Here is a 22561-nt window from a genome sequence, read left to right on the forward strand (position 1 = left end):
AAAAGTTATGCGAATATTAAAATACTTATTGCAAAAAGAATTTCTACAGATATTTCGTAACAAGAGTATGTTACCTATCATATTTGTGATGCCAATTCTGCAACTTTGCGTTCTGTCTTTTGCGGCGACTTACGATATGAAAAACACAAATCTGTATGTCGTAGATAAAGATCTTTCAAGTCACTCCCGAGAATTGATTTCTAAGTTTAATGGATCTCCATTCTTCACAGTTAAGGAGATTGGGTTTTCGGAAAAAGAGGCAGAAAAAGAGATATTTAGAGATAATATCGATGCGATTCTTGTCTTCAACAAAGACTTCGGGAAATCTGTTGATTTAAAAACACAGGCTTCCGTTCAGATTCTGGTAAATGCCATAAATGCTAGCTCGGCAGGTTTGTACAATGCTTATATCAATTCGGTTATACTGGATTATAATGAAGACATAAAACCAAATTTTGCAAAACTGGGACAAGACAATCAACACAATATTGTCAAAACAACTTATTCTCATCAGTTTAATCCTGAGATGAAATACATACCATACATGTTACCAGGCTTACTGGTTTTATTGGTTACTGTAATTAGTTTGTTTTTGTCTGCTATGAATGTAGTGCGGGAAAAAGAGATTGGAACCATCGAACAAATTAATGTGACACCTATAAAAAAGTCTCAATTTTTGATGGCTAAATTAATTCCCTTTTTAGTGATAGGCTTTTTTGAGTTAGGGCTTGGGCTGTTAATAGCAGTATTTGCATTTAATATTCCATTATTAGGTTCTGTTTGGTTGATTTATTTGGTAGCCTTTGTGTATCTGGCAACAATCTTGGGTTTTGGATTACTGATTTCGACACAAACTGATACACAACAGCAGGCAATGTTTATAGCTTGGTTCTTTATGGTGATTTTCTTACTGATGGGTGGACTATTTACACCGATTGAAAGTATGCCGGAATGGGGCCAAAAGCTGAATTCATTGAATCCAATTGCTTATTTTATCAAGATTATAAGAATGATCATGCTAAAAGGATCAGGCTTTTTTGATATTCTTAGAGAGTTAGCCATATTAGGTATTTTTGCTATATCAACAATTACCATTGCAGTTCGAATGTACAGAAAGGTTTCATAAAAGATGTTTTGAGTGTTTGATTTAACAACCTAATATAGGCTTTTCTGTTCGTAGAGGACTGTTTATACTTGGATGTCCTTTACCGATGAAAATACAGTACTTATCTATTTGGAGTAGTAGATGATATCTAAATTCTGTTTCTTTGCAGAATATTTAAATTCTATGTTCGCTAAACCATTTAAACCTGATCTCATGTTTATTGGATACCATAAATACAATGAGCCATTGCATCCTGAGTTTCTTAAAATTGAGAGAAAGCGGGTAGGGATTATCTTGTTTATTTTTGTGGTGAGCACCTTGGTGATACCAGTTTTGCACCAGTTGATTCCAAATTTACTGCGCGATCAATTTAATAATAGGGAATTTGTTCCGGTTGTTTTCTTTTGGTGGTTGAGCTTCTTACTATTTGAAACTTTAGCTTTTGCTCGAATGAGCTGGATGATAAAAAATGAGCGCACAGTTTCTAAACGAGTATTAATTCTCAATTTATTATTAGAGTTTGGCTTGCCTGCCATTATTTTATACAACATCGTAAAGTACGATAACTCTTTGTTGGTATTGGAGTATGACGGTCTTACTTTTTATTTTTTGTTGTTGATGTTATCAGCAATGCATCTCGATTTTAAAATATCTCTGGGGGCTGGCATATTAGCGTGTTGTGGATACTTTGGTGTTTCCTATTGGGGAATACAATTTTTGAAACCAACAGGTGATGTTGATCAAATGATCGAGATTTATTCGATGCGAAGTTTGGGCTTATTGTCGGCAGGAGTAATTGCAGGAATTGTAGCGTCAGAAATTCAAAAAAGGGTGAATAATCTGCTTAAAGCGAAAGATCATCAAAATGAAATTGAGTCTCTTCTTGGTCAACAGTTGTCAAAGGATGTTGCAAAAGAATTAATCTTGCATCGTAACGACAAGGTTGGACAGAAGGTGACTGGATCGATCATGTTTTTAGATATTCGAAATTTCACGGTTATGGCGGATCATCAAAGCCCAGAGCAAACCATCGAGTTTCAAAATGCAATTTTTGACCCTTTAATCAGAATTATAGAAAAGAATAATGGCATTATACATCAAATTATGGGAGATGGTTTTATGGCTTCTTTTGGTGTTGCGGTCAATAACCCAAATCATGCAAATGATGCATACTGTGCTGGTAATCAAATTGTAGAAGTTATTAATCATTGCCGAGATTCAATTGATGGTAATAAAACCCGTGTGGGAATTGGCCTTCACTGTGGTGAAGTCGTTGCTGGAAATATTGGGAATGAAATCCGGAAACAATTTTCTCTGGCAGGCAAAAATGTGATTATTGCTTCTCGAATTGAACAGCTTAATAAGAAATTTAATTCTCAATTTTTAGTAAGTGAGTCGATTGCCAATCAATTAAATGGTCGTCATAACAAATTAATTAATCTGGGTAAGGTTAAAATCAAGGGGATTGATGATAAAATGGTGATATTGCAGGTGGTATAGCTCATTTTAAATGCTTTTTGGGGAATAACGGTAGATCCTTCAGATTACAAATAGTTAAATATAGGCCCAAGTTTATGGGTCTCTTTTGTTTTTTATTTTCTTTTTGTCTTCAATTATGCTTTTCTAATTTAAATTCAGGCAAACAAAAAAAATGTTTTTACGTATCAATAATATGTTTAAGTGGTTTGTTTTGGCGACTAAATGGTTTATATTTGCGACTAATGTTTTAGTTTTTTCTTTTTATTGATTGTATCTAATTTAGAATTGTATAACGGAAAAATATCAACATTTTTGTACCTGTAATAAAAGTAAAGAATTTACTGACTTGTTGATAGGATGAGTTGTGAAGTTGGAATAAAGCAAGTTAAATCAATTTACATCTAATGATTGTAAGAAGATTAGTATCAGTAATTATCATTATAGCTCTGGTTATTCTAGACCAGACATTTAGCTTCTCTACTCAAGAAGCTGCTTCTGTGCCCATTGATAACAGGATTGAAGCCGTGTCTCATAGAATCTCAAATAAATTATCGGAATGTGTGGAAACCCAAAAGGCTGATAAGTTATTGAATCGCTTTTTAAAAAGATGGGAAGTAGCAGGAGCAACTGTTGCTGTTGTTAAAGACGGCAAATTAGTTTATGCGAAAGGATATGGTTATTCTGATGTGGATAATGAAAAGGGAGTTGAAACATCAAATTTATTTAGAATTGCAAGTGTTTCTAAGTTGATTACAGGTACTGCAATTATGAAATTGCAAGAGGAAGGGAAATTACATTTAGATGATTTTGTTTTTGGAGAGCATGGTATTTTGAATGATACGATATATTCGAATATTAGGGATAAGCGAACAAAAAGAATTACTGTAGAACACTTGCTTCGTCATTCCGGTGGCTTTACAAGCAAATATGGTGATCCAATGTTTTTGCCCTTGGCGATAGCGAAGAAAATGAAGGTTGAATCTCCAATTGATGCTCAAACGATCATTGAATTTGCTTTGTCTAGAAGATTAGGCTTTACACCGGGAACCCGAGGAAGTTACTCTAACCTTGGTTACGTTATTCTCGAGAAGGTAATCTCTAAATTGGCTGATGAACCTTACGAGACCTACGTACAGACGCACGTATTGAATCCTGCTGGTATTTTCGACATGCATTTGGGCCACAGCCTGCAAGAGGATCGCTTTCCTAATGAGGTAAATTATTATGAGCAGTCGAATGCGATTAAAATATCTGCTTTCAATGGATCGGGTAAAACGGTTTTTAAAAGTAATGGTGGAAATAATCTGGAGGCCTTGGGTGGCGCCGGAGGTTGGGTTGCTTCAGGTGCAGAACTAATCAAATTTATGATGGCCATTGATGGTGATGATACTCTTCCGGATATTCTATCTAAAGAAAGTGTGAAATATATGACTACTCCCAATAAGTTAGGTCACAGTCCTATCGGGTGGAAAGGTACTCATGGTAATGGTACTTGGTGGAGAACTGGTTCTTTAGCGGGAAGTTCAGCTTTGTTAAAGCATTATTCAAATGGTTTAAGTTATGTTATTATCACGAATAGCTCTACTTGGAGAGGATCGGATTTTACCAAAGATTTAAGTGTGTTAATGAGTCGATTTATAAGATCGGTGAAGGTATGGCCTGAACATGATCTTTTTAATCATTTTGAAGCTCGCCAGGAAGTAATTGCTCTCGATAAATTACCAAGCTTCGAAGATTGGAGCTAGACGCTTCGTTTTAATTCTATTTTCTCTTCCGTGTATTTAATTTCTGTAATCAGATAGTATCTTTTGTATTCTTGTGTTCTCAAATTTTCAACGAGAAATTTTATGCCTCCTTTTGTTTGTCGGTTAAAACGTTTTTATCTATTTCTAAGATAAGATTAATCGACATGCTGTGTTTATTGTATTTAAGGAATTATTTAAATGGTTTTGTGATAATTTATTACTAAAAGTCAAACTAAATAGATAAATTGTAGTAAAATGTCTTTAAATGATATTGAATTCTAATCAAGTTTGGTATTTTTGCATTCAAATTGAATAATAGATAAACACAAACACAAACATACTTAACAAATGGAAACTCGTAGAATCTTAGCTATTAATCCTGGCTCCACATCTACCAAAATTGCTGTTTTTCAAGGCGATAAATCTGTCTTTTTGAAAAATATAAAGCATTCAAACGAGGAATTATCCCAGTTTGAAAAGATTTCAGATCAATTCGAATTTCGTAAGAATATCATTATGAAAGAATTGATTGATGCAGAAATTCAAATCGACTTAATAGAAGCAGTCGTTGGACGTGGAGGATTGGTGAAGCCAATTGAGTCGGGAATTTACTCGGTAAACGAACGTTTAAAGGAGGATTTAAGAATTGGAGTACTTGGAGAACATGCGAGTAACTTGGGTGGATTAATTGCCGATAATATAGCGCAGGCACTACCTAAAGCCAAAGCTTACATTGCCGATCCGGTAGTTGTAGATGAGATGATTGATGTTGCCCGAATATCAGGGCATCCTGAATTTCAAAGAGTGTCTATCTTTCACGCTTTAAATCAAAAAGCCATTGGTCGTGCATTTGCACAGGCAAATGATAAAAAATACGAGGATGTTAACGTAATTGTTGCTCACTTAGGAGGTGGAATTTCTGTTGGAGCTCATTGTAAAGGGCGCGTAGTTGATGTAAACAATGCATTAGATGGTGAAGGACCATTTTCTCCTGAAAGATCGGGGACATTACCTGCCGGAGCTTTAGCAAAGCTTTGCTTTAGTGGCGATTATACTCTTGACGACGTTAAGAAAATGATAAAAGGAGAAGGTGGATTAGTTGCTCATTTAGGTACTAATGATGCTTACGATGTTGAGTTAAAAGCCAAAGCAGGTGATGCTAAAGCAAAATTAATTCAGGATGCAATGTCATATCAAGTGGCAAAATCCATTGGGGCGATGTCGACTGTACTAAAGGGTAAGGTGGATGGAATACTGCTAACCGGCGGAATTGCTCATAATCCAGATTTAGTAAATTACATTAAGGAAATGGTTTCGTTTATTGCACCCGTGGCTGTTTACCCTGGTGAGGATGAAATGAAGGCATTGGCTATGAATGGATATATGGTTCTAAGAGGAGAAATAGAACCTCGGGAATACTGTTAATTATACAACAGCCTAATAAAGAAAGCCTTCGGTATTATACCGAAGGCTTTCTTTGTTTTATAATTGAAGGATCACAGTTTAAAAGAAGTCTAAATTCAAATTAGCCATGTTTTACAGTAGTGTTTGTTGAATATAAAAATAAAATATTATAAGTGTTTTCTCTCTGGGGCATTATATTTTATAGGGTGTTTAATAAATTGTGAGTATTATGTGTTGTGTATTTCCCTGTAGTGATTGTAATATGCTGGTGTTGAGTTAGTCTATTTTAATAGAGAAAAATTTCTTTAATTTATTTATCTTCAAAGAAGAACTCTATTAATTATTAACTCTTAAAGCATTACTTTATGGATTTTCATGAAAAATTAGTGCAGGATTTGGTTTCAAAACATGGAAGAGACCGGGAAAATCTGCTTCCAATTTTACAGGGAGTGATTGATCAGGAACGATATCTTTCGGAAGAAGTAATACTGAAAATTTCGAAAGAAATGAGTATTCCTGCTGCCGATGTTTACGGTACTGCAAGTTTTTATTCTTTTCTGGATATCGAACCAAGAGGGAAGTTTGTTATTCGGGTTTGTAAGACTATTACTTGCGCGATGAAAGGGAAAAATCAAATAATTCAGTCTATTGAGAGTTTTTTGAAAATTAAGGTGGGTGAAACTACTATTGATAAAAAGTTTACTATTCTTCAAACGAATTGCTTAGGATGGTGTCATAAAGCTCCGGCAATGTTAATAAACGATGACGTTTATACAGAACTGACTCCTGAATCAGTAGTAGATATTCTTCGTGAGTACAAAGAAAAAAACTAAGCATCAAAGCCTAACAAAGCAAAACTAACATCTTAATACCCTTAGGTATGACAACAACTATTAAAAAACAACTGCATAGAATCGATCTGATCTTTAAGCATGAAGATGATTGTAAAGAGATTCTTAGAAATGCATTGTCAAGATCTAACCAGGAGCTTGTCAATGAAATGGTGAATTCTGGTCTTAAAGGTAGAGGTGGTGCAGGTTTTCCAACTGGGTTAAAATGGAAACTGACTGCCGAATCGAATGAAAAGGAAAAGTATGTAATCTGTAATGCAGACGAAGGAGAACCAGGAACATTTAAGGATCGGGAAATTTTATCAAGAGTACCGCATAAGGTTCTTTCGGGTATGGCTGTGTGTGCTAAAATTATTGGAGCTGAAAAAGGCTATATCTATTTACGAGGAGAATATAAATTCTTAGTTCCTGAATTGAAGAAAGAACTAAGAAAATTTCATGATATACTGGATGAGTTGGGATTGGATTTCCGTGTTGAAATTTTTATGGGAAGTGGAGCATACATTTGTGGTGAGGAAAGTGCTCTTATTGAATCGATGGAAGGTAAAAGGGGGGAACCTAGAAATAAACCTCCATTTCCGAGTGTGAGAGGCTTTAAAGGAAAACCAACAGTAGTTAATAATGTGGAAACTCTAGCTCATTCTTACACAATATTAAAATTTGGAGCCAAAAAATTTAGAGATCTTGGTGTTAAGGATTCTCGGGGTTCTAAGGTGTTTTCGGTATCCGGAGATACTCCCATACCGGGAATTTATGAGCTGGAATTGGGGATGACTGTTCAGGACTTTGTTGATGATTTTGGCGATGGCGATTGTAAAGCCGTTCAGGTTGGTGGTGCATCTGGTTTTTTGGTTCCGCGAAAGCGTTTTGGAAAAACCACGATTGGTTACGAAGGGAAATTAACAGGTATATCGTTACCTACAGGAGGATCTATGATGATTTTTAATAGTTCTCGATCCATGTATAATGTATTGAACAATTATCTGGAATTCTTTGAAGAAGAATCTTGTGGACAGTGTACGCCATGCCGCGTTGGTTGTCAGCAACTTTTGAAAGGAATTAAAGCAGTTAAACGTGGTGAAAAACCCGCTTCTTATCTCGATCAACTCCTGAAATTAACTGAAACCATGAAGTTAACAGCTAAATGTGGATTGGGACAATCAGTTGCAAATTCGTTTTCTTCTATTGTCGAAAATTTCCGCGAGGAAATGATTTATTAATAGGGAAATAAACCAATCTGAATTTTGAACATTTTAAACTAAAATTGATATGTCAAACATGGTGAATTTAACAATTAATGGAATAGCTGTTAGTGTTAAGGAAAATAAGACCATACTCGAGGCTGCTAAAGAACTCCATATAAAAATACCAACTCTTTGTTATCACAAAGACCTTTGCGTTGCAGGAAACTGCAGAGTTTGTATTGTGGAACAAGTGGGTAATCAAAAATTGGTTGCATCCTGTGCTACTCCTGTTTCGGAGGGAATGGAAATTAATACAAATACTTTAAAAGTTCGAAATTGCCGGAAACATATTATTGAACTTTTACTCACAGAACATAGAGAAGAATGTACCAAATGCTATAGAAATGGACATTGTGAGTTGCAAGCATTGTCGGCAGAATATCAAATCACAAATCAAGATTTTATTGATTTGGTTCCTGATAAGAATTATACCATTGATATGCTGTCACCAGCAATTGTAAAGGATGACAGTAAGTGTATTCGTTGTCAGCGATGTGTTCGCACATGTGCCGAAATACAAAGCGTTGGTGCTATTGCTGTAGCTCATAAAGGATCGAAGATGAAGATTTCTACATTCTTCGACCGATCGCTTGATGAAGTTGTTTGTACCAATTGCGGCCAGTGTATTGTTCATTGTCCGACAGGTGCGCTAACCGAAAAATCCTATGTAGAAAAAGTATGGGATGCACTTTCCGATCCAGATATAAATGTTATCGTACAAACGGCTCCGGCTGTTCGTGTTGGATTAGGTGAAGAGCTCGGGTTGGGATTAGGAACCCGTGTTACTGGGAAAATGGTTTCTGCATTAAAAAGATTAGGTTTTGATTCCGTTCTGGATACTGATTTTACTGCCGATTTAACGATCATGGAAGAAGGCACAGAATTACTTACAAGATTGAAACGAGCTTTGGTCGATGATGATGCAGATGTCGCACTTCCGATGGCTACTTCATGTTCGCCAGGATGGGTTAAATATATAGAGCATAAGTATCCGGAGTATTTGCCTAATTTGTCTACTTGTAAATCACCGCAACAGATGTTTGGTGCTTTGGCTAAAACGTATTACGCAAAAAAAATAAATGTTGCGCCTGAAAATATCGTATCTGTTTCGATTATGCCTTGTACGGCAAAGAAGTTTGAAGCAAATCGACCCGAAATGAAAGACAGTGGGTATAAGGATGTTGATTTTGTTTTAACTACCAGAGAACTGGCTGTGATGATAAAACAGGCAGGTATCGAATTCGAAAAGTTAAACGATGAAAGTTTTGACTCGATGATGGGGATTGGATCTGGTGCCGGTGTTATTTTTGGTGCCTCAGGTGGAGTTATGGAGGCAGCTTTAAGGACAGCTTATGAGATTGTTACAGGTCGTGAAGTTCCTTTCTCTAACCTAGAGATTACTCCTGTTCGTGGTTTGGAAGGGGTAAAAGAGGCGATAATTAAAATTGAGGGAACTGTTGAAGCATGGAGCTTTTTGGAAGGAGTTGAATTAAAATGCGCTATAACAAATGGTCTCGAGAATGCTCATCAGTTAATGGAAGCAATTAAGAAAGGTGATAAATTCTATCATTTTATTGAAATAATGGCTTGTCCAGGTGGTTGTCTGGGAGGTGGAGGTCAACCATTCCCTGTTGATAATGAAATTCGTCAACAAAGGATGAATGCTATTTACGATGAGGATAGACATCTTCCAATTCGAAAATCTCATGAAAACCCTGAAATTATTCAGATCTACAAGGAATTTCTGGAAAATCCACTAAGTCATAAATCGCATAAACTTCTTCATACATCTTACGTGAAGAGAGAACAGTATTAGTGTTTATATAAAGACTAATGAGTGGTGATTAGTAAGTGAAAAGATCCGGTTGTTAGCCGGATCTTTTGTTTGTATTTAAAATTGATTGATCACTTTTCGAATGGCAACCAGTTTTGTAAGTAAATCTTCCAAATAATCTAAATGAAGCATGTTGGCTCCATCCGATTTGGCATTGGCCGGGTCGGGATGAGTTTCGATAAAGATTCCATCCACACCAACAGCAATACCTGCTTTTGCAACCGTCTCTATTAGCTCAGGACGACCACCGGTAACTCCACTTGTTTGGTTTGGTTGCTGTAACGAATGGGTAATGTCCAAAACAACAGGACAATTATTCTCTTGCATAGCAGGAATACCTCTGTAATCTATAATCATATCCTGATAGCCGAACATCGTTCCACGGTCAGTTAGAATTACTTGATCATTTCCTGATTCCCGCACTTTATTTACAGCAAATTTCATTGATTCGGCAGAAAGGAACTGACCTTTTTTGATATTTATCACTTTTCCTGTTTCTGCAGCGGCAATTAAAAGATCGGTTTGGCGACATAAAAAGGCAGGAATTTGCAATACATCAACATAAGCCGCAGCCATTGCCGCTTCTTCTGCCGAGTGAATATCTGTAACCGTTGGAACTCCAAAAGTATCGCTTACTTTTTTCAAGATTTTCAAAGCTTGCTCGTCACCAATACCAGCAAATGAATCTAATCTTGATCGGTTTGCTTTTCGATACGATCCCTTAAAAATGAATGGGATTTCAAGTTTATCCGTAATTTGAACAATTCGCTCAGCAATCCTCATAGCAATTTCTTCACTTTCAATAGCACAAGGGCCGGCCATAAGAAAGAAGTTACCACTATCTGTGTATTTTATATTTGGAATGTTTTTTATCATGAGATTTTATTTTTATTTAGGGCAAAAGTAAACAAATTTTATTTTTAATAATGGAAATTAAAATCTGTTCTTCCACCAGTGTTTTAATCTTTCCCAGATTTTTATTTCCTGAGCATTTTGCTGTGGAGTGTATAGTCTCTGGTTTTTTATTTGATCTGGAAGGTATTGCTGATCAACAAAATTTCCAGGATAATCGTGTGAGTACAAGTAGTCCTTTTTGTAACCTAAATCTTTCATTAATTTGGTTGGCGCATTTCGTAAATGAAGAGGTACAGATAAATTCCCTGTTTCTCTTACCAATGCCTGAGCTTTACCAATTGCCAAATAAGAGGCGTTACTTTTGGGTGAAGTAGCCAGATAAATAGCTGTTTCGGATAAGATAATTCGCGATTCGGGCATTCCAACCAAGTTAACCGACTGGAAACATGCGTTTGCAAGTAAAAGAGCATTAGGATTTGCCAAACCAATATCTTCACTTGCTGATATCACCAGTCTGCGGGCTATGAATTTGGGTTGTTCTCCACCTTCAATCATTCGTGCCAGCCAGTACACAGTCGCATCAGGATCTCCTCCTCGAATTGATTTTATTAGAGCTGAGGCAATATCAAAATGCTGTTCCCCATCTTTATCATACATCGATGGGTTTTCTTGAAGTTCTTTGGTTATCAGTTCGTTGGTGATAGTTATCGATTCTGTGTTTTGAGAATTAACAACTAATTCCAAAATATTTAACAGCTTTCGGGCATCTCCACCAGAGAATTTTAATAATGCTTCTTTCTCTTGAACATGAATCTTTTTTTGATTTAGATAGCTGTCATTTTCAATCGCAAAATCAACAAGGGCTTCTAAATCTGCTTTTTCCTGTGCTTTTAACACATAAACCTGGCATCTTGAAAGTAAGGGCGAAATCACCTCGAAGGATGGATTTTCGGTTGTAGCTCCAATTAAAGTAATTGTGCCATTTTCCACAGCTCCTAATAATGAATCCTGCTGCGATTTACTGAATCGATGAATTTCATCAATAAACAAAATAGGATTTGGGGTCGAGAAAAACTTTTGTTTCTCGGCTTTGGCGATTACTTCGCGAACATCTTTCACACCTGAACTTACAGCAGAAAGAGTATAGAATGGTCGATTGAGTTGTTTTGCAATAATTTTGGCCAAAGTTGTTTTGCCAACTCCAGGAGGTCCCCATAAAATGAAAGAGGACACATTGCCGGATTCAATCATTTTTCGTAAAACTGCATTTTCTCCAACCAAATGTTTCTGACCCAGATAATTTTTCAGTTCTGTTGGGCGTAATCGTTCTGCTAAGGGTTGATTGGGAGTCATGTTTGTTGTATTCTATTTGTAATTATCTTAGAAAATGTTTAAAATTTATCTTTTCGTTTTTTACATGAAGAAATAAAGCAAAACTGTGTTACATTTCATTTGAATAGAACCACTATTCGCATAAAGTTTGCCTTATCGCACTTCATTTTTTATCGACAACAAATTTAAACAGTTTCTTAGTCTTCTAGTCTTTATTGCAATATCTTTTAATTACGTTGTAAGCATCAAGCAAGCCCAATTCACCTGCCTTGCTTAAATCTTCGTAAGCCAAATCTGTCTGATCAAGAAATAAATAGATTAAACCTCGGTTATAATAGGCCTCGGTGAAATTAGGATCCAATTGAATCACCCAATCGTAATCGGCAATAGCCTTCTTGAATTGTTTCGATTTAGCGTACGCATTACCTCGATTATATATGGAAAATAGAAAGGATGGATTAAGTTGTATTGCTTTTGTATAATCAGCAATAGCACTACTGTAATCTACAATTATCTCATTTTCCTTTTCATTTTTCTTTTGTTTCGGTCTAAGATTAAGTAATGCTTCTCCTGTTTCACCAAAGGATTGAATATAATCTGTCATAGCCGCAGATGCATTAGCACGATTGAAATAGGCAAAACTAAAATTGCTGTTTTTTTCAATGGCAAGACTAAAATCCTCAATTGCATCATTATATTTTTTATCTAATAAATAGTAAACTCCTCTGTGGAAGTATCCATTTGGATTGTTTTTTTCAATTTGAGAATTGGCATTCGCAATTTGTTTGTCGATTACTTTTTTGGGATATCTAAAATGCCTGTTATCGATTGTAAATGCAGGATTGTAATTTTGCTGTTGATTGTATTTCATGATTGCCTGATCGTAATATTGAACCTTACCGGCTCTCAAGGTATCTAGGTCTAAATGAGTGATGTGAAAATTATTCTCTAATTGAATAGTAACATATTTATCTTGAACACGACCTTTAATAATGTCCTCGGTAAATGATTCCCGGGAATTTAAGTCAATTAATTTTTGGAAATTCTCGGTTGTGTCAACAAAGGCAGACATAGCACCTTCGCTTTTCATTTTTTTATAGCGTTCGATAATCAACAAAGCCTGATTTCTATCTTGTATAGAACCTTCAATGTTATTCAATTGACGTTTTGCTGAGGATCTTGCTAAGTACGCTTTTGCAAAATCAGGATAAATTTTAATTGCAGTTGTGTAATCAGCAATAGCACCTTGTAAATTGCCAATGTCCATTTTAACAAAACCTCTGTTAAAATAGATAAGCATGTTATCAGGATTCATTTCTAAAACGTTATTAAAATCCTCTATGGCCGAGTCGTAATCGCCAATTTCTGATTTTAGTAAAGCTCTGTTGTAATAGCAATGCGCATTATTTGGATCTAATTCCAGTACTTTATTATAATCTTCAAGAGCACCTTTAGGGTTTTTAAATTCATAATTAGCAATACCTCTACTCATTAAAACCCGAGTGTTTTCAGGTGAAATTTTAAGAGCCCGGTCGTAATCTTTAATTGCTTCTTCGTATTCTTTTTTCTTGAATTTTAAATAACCTCTGTTTCCAAATGCATCTGCCGAAAATTCGTTTAGCTGAACGGCTTTATTGCAATCCTGAATGGCGCCATCAATATCTCCCAAATTGTCACGAACAATTGATCTGTTAAGATAAGCACCCATTAATTCAGGATCTATTTGTATGGCTTTTGAGTAATTGGCATCGGCTTCCTTAAATTTATTAAGAGCAGCTAAACTATTCGCTTTACTGAAAAAGATATCTGCATTGTTCGGTTTAAATTCCAGAGCTTTTTCAAAATCCTGCAGAGCTCCGTTGAAATTTTTTAATTGATATTTTGCGATGCCTCGATAGAGATAAGCAAACGTGTAATTTGGATTTAATTCCAGGGCTTTTGTGTAATCAACAATAGCTCCGTTGAAATCTTCAAGTTGTGATTTTGCAAGTCCTCTGAAAAAAAAAGGCTCAGGAAGATATGGTTTCACCCTAATAATATCATTGAACTTTGTGATTGCTTCGGTATAATCATCAAAATAGATTGCACTTCTACCTTTATCAAAAATATTTTCGGTATTTAATTGTGCGCTAAGTTCGAAAGAGGTGAAGCTAAACAGGAAGAGAATAAAAAGAATTATTCGGGGCATTGTATAATTTTTAAAGGGTTAAAATCGTTCGGATAACAAATTTAATAAATAATATACTCCTTCTTTAAAATATTCACTTTATATAACAAAAAACACACCAAATGATTTTCATTTTTTCCTAAAAAGACTTAAATTAAGGTGAGATCTTAATCAAATTTAGGAGGTGGAGATGAACAATATTCTGTTAAAGTACATGGAGAACCGGTTTCAACCCAAAATAATTGATCCTAAAAAAGGTTTTTTTGGTGAGGGACCAGTAATCACTATCTCTCGTGAGTGTGGTTGTACGGCGATTAATGTTGCCAATATGATGGCCGAAAAGCTCACTGCAAAAACGGGTAATAGATGGACTTGCATAACCAAGGAGATTCTTGAATACTCAGCGAAAGAATTGAATTTAGCACCAGGAAAAATTGAATATGTATTTAATTCCATGGAGAAAACAACTTGGGATGAAATTCTCGGAGCATTTTCAAATAAATATTATCAAAGTGATCGGAAAATAAAGAAGACCATTGCCGACGTAGTGAGAGGTTTTGCCTGCAGAGGGAATTGTATTATTATTGGTAGAGGAGGAGTTGTTCTTACTCAGGGTATTCAACGATCGTTTCATATAAAGTTGCAGGCTCCACTTGAATGGAGAGCTGCACAGTTGCAAGAAATATATCAATCGAGTATGAAAGATATGCTGTCTTATGCAAATGAAATTGATAAGAAAAGAGAAATTCTACGAAATTATTTTAATAAGAAACCTCTTCTCGACACCACTTTTGATGTTGTTTATAATGCGAAGAATTTATCAGACGAGATGATCGCTGAGGCTAGTATTAATTTAATAGAAATGAAAGGAGTACTTGGCAAACAAATTGTAATGGGCTAATTTCATAAAGATTTTTAATATTGGGGGAAATTAACTTTGGTTAATTTCTCCTTTTTTTGTTTTAGATTTTTTAATTTATGCATTGTACATCTTGTTTTGACCTTATTTCATCGAAAAAATGAATGAAAATAGGCTGTTGACTTGCTTGTGAATCTGTTTTTATTACTTTTGCAACCGTTTGAAATGAGAATAATAAAGCAAAATATGATGAAAATTAAATTTCTTAGCGTATTGCTTTTAGCGACTAGCATGTTACTGTCTACCGCAGTTAAAGCAGAGAAAAAAGAAAAAAAAGAGGAGAAGAAAGAAGGTTATGTTTTTACTGATGTTAAAAGATTACCTGCTACTTCTGTAAAAAATCAGCACAGATCTGGTACTTGTTGGTCTTTTGCGGGTTTATCATTTATCGAATCAGAAATGATTAGAATGGGAAAACCAGAAACTGATTTGTCGGAAATGTTTGTGGTTTACAACTGCTATTCAGATAAATCTGTGAAGCATGTAAGATTAAATGGAAAGTTTAACTTCGGTGGCGGAGGCGCATTTCACGATGTAACTTACGTGATGAAAAATTATGGGATTGTTCCTGAAACTGTTTATAAAGGCTTAAATTATGGTGAAGAAGGACACACACATGGGGAGCTGGATGCTGTTTTGAACGATTATGTTGAGGCGGTTATTAAGAATAAAAACAAAAAACTCACAACTGTTTGGCACAAAGGCTTTGATGGTATATTAGACGCTTATTTAGGCGATCTCCCAACCAAGTTTGATTACGAAGGAAAGGAATATACTCCAAAATCATTTGCGAGCGATTTTGTTGGTGTAAATCCTGATGATTACATCGAAATTTCATCTTATACTCACCATCCTTTTTACGAAAAATTCATTATTGAGGTACCGGATAACTGGTTGTGGGATGAAGTGTATAATGTACCAATGAACGAAATGATGGAAATCATGGAAGGTGCAATTATGAATGGCTACACAATTGGTTGGGCTTCGGATGTAAGCGAAAAAGGTTTTGCATACAAAAAAGGAGTTGCTATTGTTCCAGAAGTTGATACAAAGAACATGTCAGATTCTGAAATTTCGAAATGGGAGAATCTTTCGAAAAAAGAAAAAGATGGTAAATTATTTGAATTTGATGAGCCTGGGACTGAAAAAGTTATTACTCAGGAAATGCGTCAGAAAGCATTCGATAATTACAACACTACAGATGATCATGGAATGCATATTGTTGGAATCTCAAAAGATCAAAAAGACAACAAATATTTCATCGTGAAAAATTCATGGGGAACTGATAATAATCCTTACGATGGGTATTTTTATGCTTCTTATCCGTTTGTTGCATACAAAACAATGTCTTTCATGATTCATAAAGATGCATTGTCTAAAGAAATGAAAAAGAAATTAGGCTTGTAATTGCCTAGTAATTATAATATTTGAACCCCGGCCAATTGGTCGGGGTTTTTGTTTTTTTACCTTTTTAGCTTATTTGTTTTATATGAATGCTAATATTCTTTATATTAGTAGCTGTTTATTACTGATAAGTGAAATAAAAATCCTCGTTTTAAGGGATTGATAATAAAATGAATATAAATATTTAACTATGAAAAAGATTTTTTTAGTTGCAGTAATCTGTATGTTTTCAAGCGCTTTATTCGCACAATTGTCTTCGCCTATAAATTTTGGTTTACACGCAGGATTGGTGAGTACAAAAACTGATGCTGATACAGGAAGTTTTGCAGATGTTAAGGAAAAAGCGGATAACGGAATGATGATTGGTGCTTTTCTTCGAGTTAATTTAAACAAATGGTATTTACAGCCTGAGTTGAATTATGTATCTAGAAAATCGCAATTGGAAGTTCTAGGAGAATCGTATGATATTAAAACGAAAAGTTTAGATATACCTATTTTATTGGGGTATAAAATTGTAAAATTACCTGCTTTCAAGTTACGTGCATTTGCTGGTCCTGTTGCATCCTTTAAAATTGACGATAGTTTTAAATCTACTCTTGGTGAGGTTGATGAAGATTTTAATGGTGCTGTTTGGAATGCAAAAGTAGGTGCTGGTGTTGATGTTTGGAAATTGACATTAGATGTTGATTATGAGTTTGGTTTATCGGATGTTTCTTCGGAATTCTTAAAAAAGAATAAAATGGTAAATGTAACCTTAGGATTTAAAATCTTCTAGATTGCATTTATTTATGATATATAAAACTGCTGGTTTCGATCAGCGGTTTTTTTTACGCGGAATATTTTTTGTAATTGTCTATATTTGTAGTTCTTCTAATTCTAGTATAAACTAATATTGATCATGTCACTTAGCCCGGCAAAAAAGGTGGAACTTTTAAAAACTCTTGATTTCCTTGCGGAACTGGATGCTTCAACTTGCCATTTTTTAGCGGGTATTGTTGATGAGGTAGACGTTGCGAAAGGAGAGACCATATTTTCAAAGGGAGATATAGGTGGAGCCGTTTTTATAATTGTAAATGGTTGTGTTCAGATTCATGATGAAGGACATATTTTTATTGAGCTTCAGGAAGGGAAGAGTTTTGGCGAATATGCATTAACAAATACAGAAACCCGAACAGCTTCGGCAAGTGCGAAAAGTAATTCGATTCTTCTTCGATGTACCGATGATCATATTAAACAGCTTGAAGATGAATTCGATATTCAAATAATTGATACCATTCTTCTTCCCCTCCAAAATATTCGAAAAAGGATGGTGCTGAAAGATATTCTGGAGGAAGAATTGACGCAGCAGAAACGGACTGTAGAAAAGCAGCGGAAAGAATTGGAGAGTTTGAATGCAACTAAAGACAAATTTTTCTCGATTATTGCTCACGATTTGAAAAATCCGTTTGCTTCATTAATCGGAGCGTCTGATTTATTGGTTGATAATGCAGATGAATTATCTAAGGAACAAATAAAAACTTTTTCAGGAATCATCAACCAATCTGCACGACAAGCCTATAGTTTATTAGAGAATCTGTTAACATGGTCGAGAATGCAGACAGGTTCGATGGCCTTGAAGCCAAAAGAAATTGATTTGTGGGATTTGGTTAACGAGGTGGTCATATTACACACTGGAAGTGCAGAAAATAAAGAAATAAATTTGGAAGCTGTTGTCGATGAGGATTTAAAGATTGTTGCAGATCCAAACATGATTAATACCGTAGTTCGAAATTTGGTATCGAATGCCATTAAATTTACTCCAATTGGCGGGAATATTACTGTTTCATCTCATATCACAGAAACGAATGTTGAGATTTGGGTTACAGATACTGGTGTAGGGATCGATCCTGATGGACAGAAGAAGTTATTTCGCATTGACGAACAATTGATTAAATCAGGAACCGAGAATGAAAGCGGAACTGGTCTTGGTTTAATTTTGTGCAAAGAGTTTATCGAAATGCACAATGGATTGATTTGGGTAGAGAGTGAATTGGGAAAAGGTAGTTCTTTTCGATTTTCAATTCCATTATAGTCTCGTTTATAATAACCTCTTAAAACATTTCACGTAACATCTTTTGGGATGCCTGATTTAAGCTGTATTATTCTATTTTAGGACTTTCTTATTCTCTCATTTAATATTTTTGCATGAGGTATTTAAACTACATCATTTTCTCTTTACTTTTATTCATATCGATAAATGGATATTCGATTGAACGAAAGAAAATTCTTGTTTTGCATTCTTATCATCAGGGATTAAAATGGACTGATAATGTCAATCGTGGTATTCAAGAGGTGATGGATTCTTTGGGCAATAAGTTTGAATTGGACTACGAGTATCTAGACACCAAAAGGAATCCCTCAGCTGAGTATCTGAATAAAATAATAGAATTATACGATTTAAAATTACAGCGAGAGAAGCACGATGCGATTATAGTTTGCGACAATAATGCTTTGTCTTTTGTGAAAGATCACGGCGGTAAGTACTTCAAAAACACGCCAATAGTATTTTGCGGGATTAATCATTATCGGGATGGTCTAATTGAAGGGATGACCAATATTACAGGAGTGGCTGAGGAGGTTGATTGGGATGGAGCAATTGATCTGATTTTAAAGACTCGGCCAAAAACAAAGCATCTGGTTGTAATTAACGATGGCAAGACTACTACAGCAAAGTTGAATAAGCTTATAATGCTCGATTTGGAAAAAAAATACAAATCGAAACTTCAGTTTGTGTATTTTGAAGATCAGACTGTTCATGAGGTTGAGGAAAATATTAAAAATATTAAAGGAGATACATGTATATTGCTGTTGACATTTAATAAAGATAAAAATGGCAAATTCATAAGTTATCAGGATGATTTAGATTTATTTGTTCCGCAAAGTAAAGTGCCAGTATTCATTACCTGGAATTTTTATACTAGTGATGGCGTTTTAGGAGGGAAAGTTGTTAGCGGGCGTCTTCATGGAAAAATGGCTGCCACAATGATTGATAAGATTGTATCAGGAACACCTGCTGATTCAATTCCTATTTATCGAAAACCATTAGACAGGTATGTTGTTAATTTTAATGAACTAAAGCGTTTTGGAATTGATAAAGATGTGTTGCCTGATGATGCATTACTTGTAAATGCACCTCAATCCTTTTATAGTGAGAATAAAGAATGGATTCAGGTGATAGGAGGAATTACATTTTGTGCGGCTCTTATTATTTTGGTGTTATCAAGAGCTATATTGAGACGAATTAGAGCAGAAAGGGCGTTGATTATTGAACAAAACCGTTTGAAAATATCAGTAAAACATGAGCGATTAATAGGTTTAATTGGGCGCTTATTAAATGCATCCGACGATTTTAAGAATGTATTGGATGATGTTTTAAAGTTGATGACTGAAGAGCTAAATGTTGCAAGGATTAGTTTGTTTTCATTAATGGATTCAACCAATACTGGGATTATAATCAAAAGTCGGATTTCTTTAAAAGGGAAAAATATAAAAGATGTTAATCAGTTTTATTTTTCAGAAATCGATGAAATTATCTCGAGGGTTAAGATGAATAAAAGTATTGTTTCCCATGATTTATCAAATTTGACTGAGAAAGAACAGGAATATTACAGAAAACGAAATATTGGTGCTGTTGTTTTGCTTCCTGTAATGGTCGAAAATCAGGTGGCTGGCTTAATGGGGTTTGCTCAAAATAAAACACATGTCTGGACTAGAGATGAGATAAGTATCTTCTTTTCAACCGTAAATATGATAGCCAATGCCTGGGAACGAAATTCTTTAATGAATGATCGGATTGAGGCAGAACAAAAGAATGTTGAGGCTTTAAGAATGCTCGAGGAATCGTCTCGCATGGCTTCAATTGGTGTGATGGCTGCAGGAATTACACATGAAATAAATCAGCCGTTAAACGCGATTAAAATAACTGCGGATAGTGTGTTGTTTTGGCAAAAACGAAACCCGGGACAGCTTCCTGAAATGTTTACAAGAAAAATTCAGACAATTTCCGAAGGAACATCCAGAATAGATTCTATTATTAAACACATGCGCACCTTTTGGGAGAAGCCACACGTTTCTGAGGAAGAGACTGTTGATATGGTTGAGGGGGTGAACCGATCTTTATCCATGGTAAAAAGACAGGTGTATGATCATAGCATCGAATTAATAGAGAATCTTCCGAAAAATTCCATACACGTGTATGCAAATTACATACAATTTGAGCAGATTGTTGTGAACTTGATTGTTAATTCAATTTATTCTTTAGACAAAGTTCACAAGGAGAATAAAAGAATTAAATTGAATCTTTATCAAGACTCTAAGCATGGTGTTTTGGAGATTCATGATAATGGCACAGGTATAGAATCAAGCATTCGCGAGAAAATATATGATCCTTTATTTACAACCAAAGGAAATGAAAGTGGGAGTGGATTGGGGATGGCTATTGTGAAAACATTTATTGATAGATTTCAGGGCGAAATATCGGATTACAATAATGAAGATGGAGGAGCAAGCTTTATTTTGCGTTTTAAATTGAAGAATCCGGAGGCTAATTAAATCAGAAAATAAAAAAAATGAAAATTCTTATTGTTGATGATGATATTTCGAGTGGGGCTGCTGTTGCTGAGTTTATTGAAGAGCAGTTGGCCTATTCCATTCATCTTTGCCATAATGGGGAAGAAGCCTATAATGCATTGAAGAATGAAGATTTCCAAATGGTTATTTCAGATTTGAGAATGCCTGGACTTTCGGGACTTGATTTACTGAAAAAAATTAAGCTATTACCCAACGGTCCCGAAATTGAGGTTGTGATTATGACTGGTTTTGGGGATATGGAAAGTTCCATCGAAGCCCTGCGTGGTGGCGCATATGATTATCTGCTAAAACCTGTTAATATCGAAGAATTAGCTATTTTAATTGAGAGGGTAGCTGAGAAAATTCAATTGAAAGAGGAAAACAAAGATCTGAAAGAAAATATTAAGCAAACAGTTTCTCATGGCAAGAAAGAAGCAGAGCGAATTCAATATTACGAAACTACTATTCGTGAGATTACGAGTGTAGGGAAAATTGGTGTGTTTTCGGATGTTATGCGTGGTGTTGTTCGCATGGCAGAACAGTTTCATGAAGATCGTTCGGTACCCGTTTTAATTGAGGGGGAAACAGGAACAGGAAAAGAGGTTGTCGCACGTTTGGTTCACTTCGGAAAATCTAGTGATGTTACGAAACCATTTATTTCGATAAATTGTTCTGCTATTTCTCCAACACTTTTTGAAAGTGAATTATTTGGATATGACGAAGGTGCATTTACAGGAGCCAGTAAAGAGGGAAAACCCGGTAAATTAGAGTTGGCACAGGGAGGAACTTTGTTTTTGGATGAAATTGGAGAGATGCCATTGGATATGCAACCTAAATTGTTGCGTGTACTGCAACAGCGAGAAATGTATCGGGTAGGGGGAAGTAAACCCATTGAATTAGATGTTAGGGTGATTTTTGCAACCAATAGGAATTTGAAGGAAATGGTGGCCGAAAAGACATTTAGAAGCGATTTGTACTATCGCCTAAATACGGGTCGTTTGTATATTCCGCCTTTGCGGGAAAGAAAGGAAGCTATCTTGTCCTTTTCTCAAATATTTTTAGATCAGTATTCGAAAAAACGGAATCGAAAGTTTAGATTTATAAGTAAGGATGCAAAAAAAATATTACAGGATTATGAATGGCCGGGGAATATTCGGGAATTGAAAAATACCATTGAAAGGGCAACCCTTCTTTTTAACGATTTAGAATTAAAAACAGAGCACTTGAGATTTTTGCACGCGGATGATAATGAGTTTGAATCGGGAGAGCAGCCAATTGTTTTGGGACGCGTTGTTTTACCTGATGACGAATTACGAATTGAGCAATTGGAGCTGGAAATTGTTCGGAAAGCATTAAAGAAATTCGATGATAACAAATCAAAAACAGCAGAATATCTGGGGATTACCAGAAGTGCTCTACGTAGTCGAATGAATAAATTATAAGTACAGTCGATATTCAAAATTTGTGGGTGTTTCCCCTGATTAAAATGGCGCCTAAATTTTACATTGTGGGGTGTGATATTTTTCCACACGTGTGGATTTTTTTCACAGGCAAAATGAGGGGCGAAAGTGGATGATATGATACACTTGTTCACTTTTGGACCATATTGCATGT

Annotated in this window: 16 protein-coding genes; 13 read left to right on the forward strand and 3 right to left on the reverse strand. The window is 35.3% G+C overall.

What is annotated here, in order from left to right:
* Positions 1–7 precede the first annotated feature (7 nt).
* The 7 genes from ALGA_RS15925 to ALGA_RS15955 all read left to right on the forward strand — a co-directional run bounded on the left by ALGA_RS15925 (position 8) and on the right by ALGA_RS15955 (position 9644).
* Entirely contained in the window at positions 8–1126 is a 1119-nt protein-coding gene (locus ALGA_RS15925; protein ID WP_096430805.1) for an ABC transporter permease, read from the forward strand.
* A gap of 192 nt (positions 1127–1318) precedes the next feature.
* Positions 1319–2605, forward strand: a complete 1287-nt coding sequence (locus ALGA_RS15930; RefSeq protein WP_162845462.1) for an adenylate/guanylate cyclase domain-containing protein — start codon at positions 1319–1321, stop codon at positions 2603–2605.
* 383 nt (positions 2606–2988) lie between these two features.
* A complete protein-coding gene (locus ALGA_RS15935; RefSeq protein WP_096430809.1) occupies positions 2989–4329 on the forward strand; it encodes a serine hydrolase domain-containing protein in 1341 nt (446 codons plus the stop codon).
* A 348-nt stretch (positions 4330–4677) separates the two neighbouring features.
* Positions 4678–5754, forward strand: coding sequence for a butyrate kinase (gene buk / locus ALGA_RS15940; RefSeq protein ID WP_096430811.1), 1077 nt, complete (start codon positions 4678–4680; stop codon positions 5752–5754).
* A 344-nt stretch (positions 5755–6098) separates the two neighbouring features.
* A complete protein-coding gene (locus tag ALGA_RS15945; protein ID WP_096430813.1) occupies positions 6099–6566 on the forward strand; it encodes an NADH-quinone oxidoreductase subunit NuoE family protein in 468 nt (155 codons plus the stop codon).
* 47 nt (positions 6567–6613) lie between these two features.
* Positions 6614–7804: an NADH-ubiquinone oxidoreductase-F iron-sulfur binding region domain-containing protein gene (locus tag ALGA_RS15950; protein WP_231705981.1), complete on the forward strand. Its 1191-nt coding sequence runs from the start codon at positions 6614–6616 to the stop codon at positions 7802–7804.
* A 58-nt stretch (positions 7805–7862) separates the two neighbouring features.
* A complete protein-coding gene (locus tag ALGA_RS15955; RefSeq protein ID WP_231705983.1) occupies positions 7863–9644 on the forward strand; it encodes an NADH-dependent [FeFe] hydrogenase, group A6 in 1782 nt (593 codons plus the stop codon).
* A gap of 75 nt (positions 9645–9719) precedes the next feature.
* Here ALGA_RS15955 and kdsA read toward each other — a convergent pair whose 3' ends face one another.
* The 3 genes from kdsA to ALGA_RS15970 form a co-directional block, all read right to left on the reverse strand.
* Complete coding sequence (gene kdsA / locus ALGA_RS15960; RefSeq protein ID WP_096430817.1) at positions 9720–10538, reverse strand: 3-deoxy-8-phosphooctulonate synthase; 819 nt, start codon at positions 10536–10538, stop codon at positions 9720–9722.
* Positions 10539–10595: 57 nt separating this feature from the next.
* Positions 10596–11870: a replication-associated recombination protein A gene (locus tag ALGA_RS15965; RefSeq protein ID WP_096430819.1), complete on the reverse strand. Its 1275-nt coding sequence runs from the start codon at positions 11868–11870 to the stop codon at positions 10596–10598.
* A 184-nt stretch (positions 11871–12054) separates the two neighbouring features.
* Entirely contained in the window at positions 12055–14037 is a 1983-nt protein-coding gene (locus ALGA_RS15970; protein ID WP_096430821.1) for a tetratricopeptide repeat protein, read from the reverse strand.
* Between the two features lie 169 nt (positions 14038–14206).
* Between ALGA_RS15970 and ALGA_RS15975 the strand changes: the two genes are divergently transcribed.
* The 6 genes from ALGA_RS15975 (at position 14207) to ALGA_RS16000 (ending at position 22389) form a co-directional block, all read left to right on the forward strand.
* Positions 14207–14917 (forward strand): cytidylate kinase-like family protein, encoded by a 711-nt coding sequence (locus ALGA_RS15975; RefSeq protein WP_096430823.1) that lies wholly within the window; start codon positions 14207–14209, stop codon positions 14915–14917.
* Between the two features lie 204 nt (positions 14918–15121).
* The gene (locus ALGA_RS15980) at positions 15122–16342 is read left to right on the forward strand and encodes a C1 family peptidase (RefSeq protein WP_096430825.1); all 1221 of its coding nucleotides are present in this window, start codon (positions 15122–15124) and stop codon (positions 16340–16342) included.
* A gap of 187 nt (positions 16343–16529) precedes the next feature.
* Positions 16530–17114, forward strand: a complete 585-nt coding sequence (locus ALGA_RS15985; protein ID WP_096430827.1) for a porin family protein — start codon at positions 16530–16532, stop codon at positions 17112–17114.
* Positions 17115–17237: 123 nt separating this feature from the next.
* Positions 17238–18410 (forward strand): ATP-binding protein, encoded by a 1173-nt coding sequence (locus ALGA_RS15990; RefSeq protein WP_096430829.1) that lies wholly within the window; start codon positions 17238–17240, stop codon positions 18408–18410.
* A gap of 113 nt (positions 18411–18523) precedes the next feature.
* Positions 18524–20929: an ABC transporter substrate binding protein gene (locus ALGA_RS15995; protein ID WP_096430831.1), complete on the forward strand. Its 2406-nt coding sequence runs from the start codon at positions 18524–18526 to the stop codon at positions 20927–20929.
* A gap of 17 nt (positions 20930–20946) precedes the next feature.
* On the forward strand, positions 20947–22389 hold the full coding sequence (locus ALGA_RS16000) for a sigma-54-dependent transcriptional regulator (protein ID WP_096430833.1): 1443 nt from the start codon (positions 20947–20949) through the stop codon (positions 22387–22389).
* Positions 22390–22561 lie beyond the last annotated feature (172 nt).

Source organism: Labilibaculum antarcticum, from assembly GCF_002356295.1.
Classification (GTDB): Bacteria; Bacteroidota; Bacteroidia; order Bacteroidales; family Marinifilaceae; genus Labilibaculum; species Labilibaculum antarcticum.

What these genes read in the sequence shown, in the direction of transcription:
- ALGA_RS15955 (WP_231705983.1), top strand. Translation starts at nt 7,863, where the DNA reads ATGGTGAATTTAACAATTAATGGAATAGCTGTTAGTGTTAAGGAAAAT.
- buk (WP_096430811.1), top strand. Translation starts at nt 4,678, where the DNA reads ATGGAAACTCGTAGAATCTTAGCTATTAATCCTGGCTCCACATCTACC.
- ALGA_RS15945 (WP_096430813.1), top strand. Translation starts at nt 6,099, where the DNA reads ATGGATTTTCATGAAAAATTAGTGCAGGATTTGGTTTCAAAACATGGA.
- ALGA_RS15970 (WP_096430821.1), bottom strand. Translation starts at nt 14,037, where the DNA reads ATGCCCCGAATAATTCTTTTTATTCTCTTCCTGTTTAGCTTCACCTCT.
- ALGA_RS15930 (WP_162845462.1), top strand. Translation starts at nt 1,319, where the DNA reads ATGTTTATTGGATACCATAAATACAATGAGCCATTGCATCCTGAGTTT.
- ALGA_RS15935 (WP_096430809.1), top strand. Translation starts at nt 2,989, where the DNA reads ATGATTGTAAGAAGATTAGTATCAGTAATTATCATTATAGCTCTGGTT.
- ALGA_RS15925 (WP_096430805.1), top strand. Translation starts at nt 8, where the DNA reads ATGCGAATATTAAAATACTTATTGCAAAAAGAATTTCTACAGATATTT.
- ALGA_RS16000 (WP_096430833.1), top strand. Translation starts at nt 20,947, where the DNA reads ATGAAAATTCTTATTGTTGATGATGATATTTCGAGTGGGGCTGCTGTT.
- ALGA_RS15990 (WP_096430829.1), top strand. Translation starts at nt 17,238, where the DNA reads ATGTCACTTAGCCCGGCAAAAAAGGTGGAACTTTTAAAAACTCTTGAT.
- ALGA_RS15995 (WP_096430831.1), top strand. Translation starts at nt 18,524, where the DNA reads ATGAGGTATTTAAACTACATCATTTTCTCTTTACTTTTATTCATATCG.
- ALGA_RS15950 (WP_231705981.1), top strand. Translation starts at nt 6,614, where the DNA reads ATGACAACAACTATTAAAAAACAACTGCATAGAATCGATCTGATCTTT.
- kdsA (WP_096430817.1), bottom strand. Translation starts at nt 10,538, where the DNA reads ATGATAAAAAACATTCCAAATATAAAATACACAGATAGTGGTAACTTC.
- ALGA_RS15975 (WP_096430823.1), top strand. Translation starts at nt 14,207, where the DNA reads ATGAACAATATTCTGTTAAAGTACATGGAGAACCGGTTTCAACCCAAA.
- ALGA_RS15965 (WP_096430819.1), bottom strand. Translation starts at nt 11,870, where the DNA reads ATGACTCCCAATCAACCCTTAGCAGAACGATTACGCCCAACAGAACTG.
- ALGA_RS15980 (WP_096430825.1), top strand. Translation starts at nt 15,122, where the DNA reads ATGATGAAAATTAAATTTCTTAGCGTATTGCTTTTAGCGACTAGCATG.
- ALGA_RS15985 (WP_096430827.1), top strand. Translation starts at nt 16,530, where the DNA reads ATGAAAAAGATTTTTTTAGTTGCAGTAATCTGTATGTTTTCAAGCGCT.